Origin of the sequence: Hyalangium sp. (assembly GCF_035629615.1) — a bacterium.
In the GTDB taxonomy this organism is placed as follows: domain Bacteria; phylum Myxococcota; class Myxococcia; order Myxococcales; family Myxococcaceae; genus Hyalangium.
Map to the genome: position 1 here is coordinate 1 of NZ_DASPHO010000822.1, position 8,007 is coordinate 8,007.

9 protein-coding genes are annotated in these 8,007 nt (G+C 69.0%); 2 read left to right on the top strand and 7 right to left on the bottom strand.

The window, feature by feature from the left end; translation table 11 throughout:
- Positions 1-114: 114 nt before the first annotated feature.
- Genes VD972_RS41325 through eno form a run of 3 tightly spaced genes read right to left on the bottom strand, consistent with a single transcriptional unit; the run spans position 115 to position 3,137 of the window.
- Complete coding sequence (locus VD972_RS41325; protein ID WP_324994871.1) at positions 115-1,044, bottom strand: M23 family metallopeptidase; 930 nt, start codon at positions 1,042-1,044, stop codon at positions 115-117.
- 2 nt (positions 1,045-1,046) lie between these two features.
- Positions 1,047-1,835: a 5'/3'-nucleotidase SurE gene (gene surE, locus VD972_RS41330; RefSeq protein WP_324994854.1), complete on the bottom strand. Its 789-nt coding sequence runs from the start codon at positions 1,833-1,835 to the stop codon at positions 1,047-1,049.
- Between the two features lie 6 nt (positions 1,836-1,841).
- Positions 1,842-3,137 (bottom strand): phosphopyruvate hydratase, encoded by a 1,296-nt coding sequence (eno, locus tag VD972_RS41335; RefSeq protein WP_324994856.1) that lies wholly within the window; start codon positions 3,135-3,137, stop codon positions 1,842-1,844.
- Between the two features lie 101 nt (positions 3,138-3,238).
- On the opposite strand from eno, the gene VD972_RS41340 reads away from it, so the two are divergent.
- The gene (locus tag VD972_RS41340; protein ID WP_324994858.1) at positions 3,239-4,399 is read left to right on the top strand and encodes an ADP-ribosylglycohydrolase family protein; all 1,161 of its coding nucleotides are present in this window, start codon (positions 3,239-3,241) and stop codon (positions 4,397-4,399) included.
- Positions 4,400-4,499: 100 nt separating this feature from the next.
- Here the strand turns inward: VD972_RS41340 and VD972_RS41345 are convergent, their stop codons facing one another.
- From VD972_RS41345 to VD972_RS41360, 4 genes are all read right to left on the bottom strand, one after another.
- Complete coding sequence (locus VD972_RS41345) at positions 4,500-4,673, bottom strand: hypothetical protein (protein ID WP_324994861.1); 174 nt, start codon at positions 4,671-4,673, stop codon at positions 4,500-4,502.
- Positions 4,674-5,042: 369 nt separating this feature from the next.
- On the bottom strand, positions 5,043-5,468 hold the full coding sequence (locus tag VD972_RS41350) for a type II toxin-antitoxin system RatA family toxin (protein ID WP_324994863.1): 426 nt from the start codon (positions 5,466-5,468) through the stop codon (positions 5,043-5,045).
- 36 nt (positions 5,469-5,504) lie between these two features.
- Positions 5,505-6,470: a class II fructose-bisphosphatase gene (gene glpX, locus VD972_RS41355; RefSeq protein ID WP_324994865.1), complete on the bottom strand. Its 966-nt coding sequence runs from the start codon at positions 6,468-6,470 to the stop codon at positions 5,505-5,507.
- A gap of 29 nt (positions 6,471-6,499) precedes the next feature.
- Positions 6,500-6,901 carry a thioesterase family protein gene (locus tag VD972_RS41360; protein ID WP_324994867.1) on the bottom strand — a complete coding sequence of 134 codons (402 nt, stop codon included), beginning with the start codon at positions 6,899-6,901 and terminating at the stop codon, positions 6,500-6,502.
- 97 nt (positions 6,902-6,998) lie between these two features.
- Between VD972_RS41360 and VD972_RS41365 the strand changes: the two genes are divergently transcribed.
- On the top strand, positions 6,999-8,007 hold a 1,009-nt coding region (locus tag VD972_RS41365), incomplete at its 3' end, for an alkaline phosphatase family protein (protein ID WP_324994869.1).

Here is an 8,007-nt window from a genome sequence, read left to right on the forward strand (position 1 = left end):
ACGAGCCACTGCCGGGAGCAGCAACGCGACGAGGAGCAGGGATTGGAGGCGCTTCACCGGCGACACTCTAGGAGAATCAGCGCCGCAGGCCATCCCCCTCCCCGCCTGCCCGGCTCATGAGGCCGGGAGGGGGCCCAGGTAGTCGCTCGGGTCCACGGGCTTGCCGTCGACCCGGACCTCGAAGTGGAGGTGGGGGCCGGACGTACGCCCGGACTCCCCCACGGTGGCGATGACCTGGGAGCGACGCACCGTCTGCCCCGTCTTCACCCGCAGATCCCGATTGTGGGCGTAGAGGGTGATGATGCCGTTCGGGTGCTGGACAATGACGATGAGCCCGTAACCCTTCTGCTCGCCCGCATAGAGGACGGTGCCTTCCTGGGCCGTCTGGACGGGGGTCCCCGCCGGAGCCGCCAGATCGATGCCGTCATGGGGCTCCTTGCCCTTCTTCCCAAAGCGGCCGTACAGCACGCCTCGGAACGGCCAGTCGAGCATCCCCTTGGTCGCCGGCTCGGGCCGTGTGGCCCTCCCCCCTGTCCGGGAGCCCGTCTGCCGTCCCGGCGGGCGCGGGCGCGGGCGCGGAGGCAGCTCGTCCCGGCCCGCCACCACCCGTGGTGCCCCTCCGCCCTCCGGGACGGGCGCCAGCTCGGGCTCCGGATGAGGTGCCTCAGGCTCCTCGGGTGGCACCGTGGGGATGAGCAGCTCCTGCCCCACGGAGAGGCTGCGGGGATCCTTGATGCCGTTGGCCGCTTTGAGATCATCTACGGTGACGCCGTACGAGCGGGCGATCCGGAACACCGTCTCCCCCGGCGCCACGCGGTGGCGGACCGTGAGGAGCTCGGGCTCGGGGTGCGGGGCCCTCAGCGTGATGGGCAGCGCAGGCGCCGCGGCACTCGCGGCCACGGGCGCAGGGGCTGGAAGCTCCGAGGGTGCCGGTGGCGCCTCAATCCCGTGAGGCCGGGCAGCGGCCTGAGAGCTGGCACACCCGGTGGCGGCCAGAACCAGGAGGAGCGCCAGGCCCGCTCGGCTGAAGCTCCCCCCGGCCAACCTCACCCACCCGACTCGATACGTTGGAAGCCCTCGACCGTCCACTCCGCCAGATCGGCCATCCGGACGTGGTCCGTCAGCCCCAGGTGCAGCGGAGTCACGGAGACGCGCTGATCGCGGTGGACGGCGTTGCAGTCGCTGCCGGGGATGTCCTCGTGCTCGTAGGCGCTGCCCCCGATCCAGTAGTACTTCCGGCCTCGCGGATCGATGTTCTCCACCACCTCGAACCCGTAGCTGTGCCTCCCGAGCCGGGTGACGGAAAAGCCCTCCGGCTCCACTCCACCGGGGATGTTCACGTTCAACAGCATCCGCGGTGGCAGGGGCCGAGCGAGCGCGGTGGCCACGAGCGAGCGGGCGAAGCGCGCCGCCGGCTTGAAGTCGAAGGGCTGCTTGGACGCCAGGCTGAAGGCGATGGCGGGAACCCCGAGCAGAGCCGCCTCCATCGCCGCGGCGACCGTCCCCGAGTAGGTGACGTCATCCGCCAGGTTCGCGCCGTGATTGATGCCGGACACCATGAGCTGGGGGCGATCATCCTTGAGGAGGTGGTTGATCGCCAGATACGCGCTGTCCGCGGGGGTGCCGTCCACGGAGAACCAGCGCTCGCGGATCTCCTTGATGCGCAGGGGGCGGTGCAGGGAGATGGCGTGCGAGGCCGCGCTCTGCTCGCGGTCCGGCGCCACCACCCACACCTCCCCCAGCGGACTGACCGCCTCCACGAGGGCCTGGATTCCCTCGGAGAAGTACCCGTCGTCGTTGGAGACCAGAATGCGGGGGCGTCGAGCCTCAGTCACGGCGCCTCACTTCTGCAGGGTGCCCTTGATGGCGGTGCGGCCCGCGAAGCGCGCCGCGGTCCCCAGCTCCTGCTCGATCCGCAGCAGCTGGTTGTACTTGGCCACGCGATCCGAGCGCGACGCCGAGCCCGTCTTGATCTGTCCGCAGTCGAGCGCCACCACCAGATCCGCGATGGTGGTGTCCTCCGTCTCGCCCGAGCGGTGGCTCATGATGGACGTGTACGCGGCGCGGTGCGCCATGCGCACGGCATCGAACGTCTCCGTCAGCGAGCCGATCTGGTTCACCTTCACCAGGATGGAGTTGGCCGTGCCGCTGTGGATGCCGCGGCTGAGCCGCTCCACGTTGGTGACGAAGAGATCATCGCCCACCAGCTGGATCTTCGCGCCCAGCGACTCCGACAGCTTCTTCCAGCCCTCCCAGTCGTCCTCGGCCATGCCATCCTCGATGGAGACGATGGGGTAGCGCTCGCACAGCCCGCGGTAGTAGTCGAGCAGCCCGGCCGAGTCGTACTCCTTGCCCTCGCCCTTGAGCCGGTACTTCTTGCTGCCCTTGTCGTAGAACTCGCTGGCCGCCACATCCAGCGCCAGGTACATCTGCTCGCCCGCCTTGAAGCCGGCGGCGCCGATGGCCTCCATGATGAGCTTGAGGGCCTCCTCGTTGGCCGGCAGATCCGGGGCGTAGCCGCCCTCATCCCCCACGCCGGTGGCGAACTTGCGGGCCTTGAGGATCTTCTTCAGGGCGTGGAACACCTCGGCGCCCCAGCGCACGGCCTCGGCGAAGGAGGGGGCGCCCGCCGGCACCACCATGAACTCCTGCACGTCCACGCGGGTGTCCGCATGCGCGCCGCCGTTGAGGATGTTCATCAGCGGCACCGGCAGCGTGCGCGCCTGCAGCCCGCCCACGTACCGGTACAGCGGAAGGCTGAAGGCGTCCGCCGCCGCCTTCGCGGTGGCCATGGACACGGCGAGGATGGCGTTGGCGCCGAGCTTGCCCTTGTTGGGGGTGCCGTCCAGCTCGCGCATCCGCATGTCCACGGAGAACTGGTCGGTGGCGTCCATGCCCATGAGCTCGGGGGCAATGGTCTCCATCACGTTGGCCACGGCCTTCTTCACGCCCTTGCCCATAAAGCGGTTCTTGTCCCCGTCCCGAAGCTCCAGCACCTCGTGCTCTCCGGTGGAGGCCCCGGAGGGCACCGCCGCACGGCCACGAGCCCCGCCTGCCAGATGGACCTCAGCCTCCACCGTGGGGAAGCCACGGGAGTCGAGCACTTCACGCGCCAGGATTTGAGCGATCTCGGTCATGGCGCGAGGTTCTAGAGGAGCCTCTCCATGCTCGCAAGCTTGCACACCGCCGTGGCTGCTACAGTGTCCACCGGTGAAGCCCCCTTCTGTTCAGGTTTTCCATGCCCCCGCCTCGCCGTCCGCCCCCAAAACAAAAGGGCCCTGATCCCCTTCCTGGCCAGCGGAGCCGGGGCGCACTGCTCGGTCTGGCGGTGGGGGATGCGCTCGGAGCGCCGCTGCGGGGCCGGAACCTGCTGGCCCCCCTCTTCCCCCAGCTCGCGGACGGCATGCGCCGCATGCCCACCGGCGGCCCGCTCAAGTCCCGGATCCCCCAACGTCCGGAAGAGGCCTCCTATGAGGACTTCCCCGAGGGCATTCCGGAGGATGCCGAGCTGCCGCCTCCCGTCGTCGAGCTGCGCAAGGGCCAGGTGACGGATGAGACGCAGATGGCCTGCTGCCTCGCCTGGAGCCTGCGCGAGGTGAAGAGCTACAACGCGGCCGACGTCGTCCGCCGCTACCGCGCCTGGAGGCCTCACGCCTTCGACATGAGCGACCCCGTCCGGGAGGTGCTGGACGAGATGGACGCCGGCCTGCCGGCGCTCACCGCCGGGCGCCGCGTGTGGCTCCGAGGCCACCGCCGCTCATGCACCAACGGCAGCCTGGCCCGCACGGCCCCCCTTGGCGTCTTCTTCGCCAGGGACGACAAGGCCCGCCTGCAGGCCTCCTTCGAGGACTCCGCCCTCACCCACTACGATCCGCGCTGCCAGCTCGCCTGCGCCGCCCTCAACGCAGCCATCGCCAAGGCCATCACCGGAGGCGACACGGTGAAGCCCGAGGACCTCATCACCGCCGCGCAGACGGGGCTCTCCGTGGGCGCCGCGGCCCTGGCGCGCTCGCTCTCCGACCATGTCGAGGAGGTGTCGTTCGCCAAGTCCCTCCTGTGGGCGGATCTGGAGGCGGCCCAGCAGCAGAACCCCATGCTCTATGGGCCGGAGCTGCACCTGCACCGCAGCCACGGCCACGTGCGAGTCGCCTTCCGGCTCGCCTTCTGGGAGCTGCTCCACGCTCCCAACCCCGAGGCCGCGCTGGTGGACGTGGTGAACCGGGGCGCGGATGCGGACGCCCACGGCGCCATCACCGGCGCGCTGCTGGGCGCCTTCCACGGCGAGGACGCCCTCCCCGCCGAGTGGAAGCGCCTCGTCCTGGAGTCCATGGCCACCGTGAAAGGGCCGCTGTGGAACACCTACCACCCGCGGCACCTCCTCGCCCTGGTGCCGGACTGAGGGGCCTGCCTGCCCCTGGAAACACGAAACCCGCGGAGGCCGTCCTGGGAGGACACCTACCGCGGGCTCGGGGCCACGCTGTGGCCGGATGGACTCGGACTCAGAGGTCGATGACGACCACTCCGCGAGACGGCTTCTCCTCGTCCTCCGTCTCCGTGCGACGACGGGGACGATCCGGAGGGGCCGGCAGCGGCAGTTCCACCGCGGGGCGCTCGCGATCCTCGCGATTGCGCTCGCGGCGCTTGATCTCTTCGATGATGAAGGCGTCCAGCATGGGTTCGCTCTCCCTCAGCCTACATACCCCGGTGTACGCCCGCCACCCCGCCCTGGTTCCAGTCTTCCTAGATGCAAAGTTAAGTCCCCCGTTTCGCCGGGGTACATGCCTTGCTGACGGGCCTGGTTGCTCGTTCACCGCCCCGACATCGGAGCCACACCCCTGTGTCAAGGATGTCATGGTTGGCGCTCAGCCTTCTGCCACTGGGTACGTTGATTCTAATGCAGTCGTGGCGGCCCGCAAGCCGTCCAACCTGCGGTGAGGCCACGCGCATTCAACATCGCAACCCCCAGCCCAGGGCCCGGCTGTCCGCTCGCCCTGGGTGGGTCAAAGTAGTCTCAGAGGGGTCATTCCACCCCAGGGAGGCGCTCAGGGAGTCTCCGCCCGGCGCTTGAAGGCCTCGAGCATCTTGGGGAGCGAGGTCTCCACCAGGGCGTTGACGACGGACTTGGGGACCAGGGCGCCGAGCGCCATCTCGACGGTGTAGGTGCCCTTCGTCTTGCCCTCGCCGGCGGGCTCGAGCACCCAGCTGCCCTTGTTGTCCTTCATGAACTCGCCCTCCACGAAGGTCCAGCTCATGCGGGTGGGGCGCTCCTCCTTGACGCGGATGGTGTACTTGATGGTCTTCACCACATCGACTTTGTAGTGGACGTTGACCTCGTTGCCCTGGCGCCCCGAGGTGCGGACCTCCTTCACCTCGGAGAGGAACTCTCCGTACTTCTCATACTGGGTGATGACGTCGAACACCTTCTCCATGGGGGCGTTGAATACGATCGAGCGGGAGGCACCTGCCATGAGAGTCTCCGGAGGGGTTGAGGGGGAAGACTGCCGCTAGGGAGCGTACCCCGGCTTCTTGTCGAACTTGTGGACGGATTGCACGAAGCGCACGGTGCCCGTCTTGCTGCGCATGACGACCGAGTGCGTCTCGCAGCCGCCGCCGAAGAAGCGCACGCCCTTGAGGAAGTCTCCCGAGGTGACGCCGGTGGCGGCGAACATCACCTCACCCCTGGCCAGCTCCTCGGCATCGTAGATCTTGGTGATGTCGGTGATGCCCATGTTCTTCGCGCGGTCGATCTCACCCTGGTTGCGCGGCACCAGGCGGCCCTGCATGTCTCCGCCCACGCAGCGCACGGCCGCCGCGGAGATGACGCCCTCGGGCGCGCCGCCGATGCCCATGAGCACGTCCACACCGGTCTCCTCGAAGCAGGTGGAGATGGCGCCTGCCACGTCTCCGTCCTCGATGAGGCGGATGCGCGCGCCTGCGGCCCGTACCTCCTTGATGAGATCGGCGTGACGCTCGCGGTCGAGGATGACCACGGTGAGATCCTCCACGTAGACCTTCTTCTTCTCCGCGATGGCGCGCAGGTTCTCGGTGGGGGTACGCCGCAGATCGATGGCGCCCCGCGCGCGCGGGCCCACCGCCAGCTTCTCCATGTAGGTATCCGGCGCGTTGAGCAGACAGCCCTTGCCGGCCATGGCCACGACGGAGATGGCGCCGGGGCGGCCGTAGGCAGCCAGGTTGGTGCCCTCGAGCGGATCCAGGGCGATGTCCACCTCGGGGACACCCTCGGTGCGCCGGCCCACCTTCTCGCCGATGTAGAGCATGGGGGCCTCGTCGCGCTCGCCCTCGCCGATGACGACGGTGCCATCAATGTAGAGGGCATCGAAGGCACGGCGCATGGCGTCCACGGCGGCCTGATCCGACTCATTCTTGGTGCCGCGGCCCATGAGACGGGCAGAGGCGATGGCCGCCATCTCGGTGACGCGCACGGCCTCGATTGCAAGGTTGCGATCCATGTAGGACTCCTAAGGTAAGGGTGGAACCTTCAGGGGGACTGCTCGAGCAGGCGGACGAACATGTCCGGGAAGCGGCGGGGCTTGCCATCGCGCCCCACGCAGGCGTGGAGGGTGCGGCCGGTGCACAGCAAGGCGGCTGGATTGTCCTCGCGCACCACCTCATAGGTGAAGACGAGCGAGGCGCGGCGCAGCTCGCTCACCTGCGGGCGGATGAGGAGCAGATCGTCGTAGCGGGCGGGGGCCTTGTACTGGCAGGAGGCCTCGGCGATGGGGAGCATGTAGCCCTCAGCCTCCATCTCCCGGTAGTTGCCCCCCCGCTGGCGGAAGAACTCCATGCGGGAGAGCTCGAAGTAGCGGAAGTAGTTGGCGTGATAGACGACGCCCATCTGGTCGGTATCGCCGTAGATGACTCGGACCCGCGCTTCCACCATGCGGGCGCGGACCGTAACAGGGGGATGGAGGGGCTCCAAGCCGTGAAGGTACGGAGTTGGTTGCTTCTGACCATCTGGCGGCGAAGATGCGCCCTCTATGGTGCGCCCTCTCGCCCTGGCCCTTCTCCTCCTCAGCCTCCCCGCGCTCGCGAAGCCGCCGCGGCTGGCCCTCTTCATCACGGTGGATGCGCTCGGCACGGACGTGCTGCTGCGCACCCGGCCCAAGCTCAAGAGCGGGCTGCGTCAGCTGCTCGACGGGGGGGCGTTCTACCCCTACGGCCGCTTCGACTACGCCAAGCCGCGCACGGCGCCGGGCCACGCCACCCTGATCACGGGAGCCAACCCCTGGCGCCACGGGATCGTCGACAACCGGGTGGTGGATCGCTCCACGGGCCAGTCCGTGAGCGTCTTCCGGGACGAGGCGCACCCGGTGCTGGAGGTGCCCCTGTCCGTGGCCACAGGGGGTGACACGAGTCCCCTCAACCTGATGGCGGAGACGCTGGGGGACCGGCTGCGGATGAGCTCGCGGGCGCAGGCCAAGGTGGTGGCGCTCTCGGGCAAGGGGCGCTCGGCGATCGCGCTGGCGGGGCGGCTCGGGCAGGCGTACTGGTTCGACGAGACGGTGGGGAAGTTCGTCACGGGGACCTGGTACACAAAGGAATTCCCGGGGTGGCTGAAGGCCTTCAATGGGCGGGGGCTGGCGGACGGGTACTTCTCGCAGCAGTGGACACCGCTGCTGGCCCGGACCGAGTACCTGGGTGAGGACGAGCGCCCCTATGAGGAGGACAATGAGGGGATGGGCCGCTCCTTCCCGCATCCGCTCAGCGGTGGAGGCCAGGCTCCGGGGCCTCGCTCCTACGCGGCGCTGGCGGGCTCGGCGCTCTCCAATGATCTGCTGGTCCAGGCGGCGAAGGCGGCGATCGAGGGCGAGGCGCTGGGCAAGGACGAGGTGCCGGACCTGCTCGCGGTGAGCTTCAGCGGCACGGACGCGGTGTTCCACGCGTTCGGGCCGTCGTCATGGGAGATGCAGGACACGCTGCTGCGGTTGGATCAAGCGATGGGGGAGCTGATCGCGGCCGCCGAGCGCGCGGCCGGGGGCAAGGCGA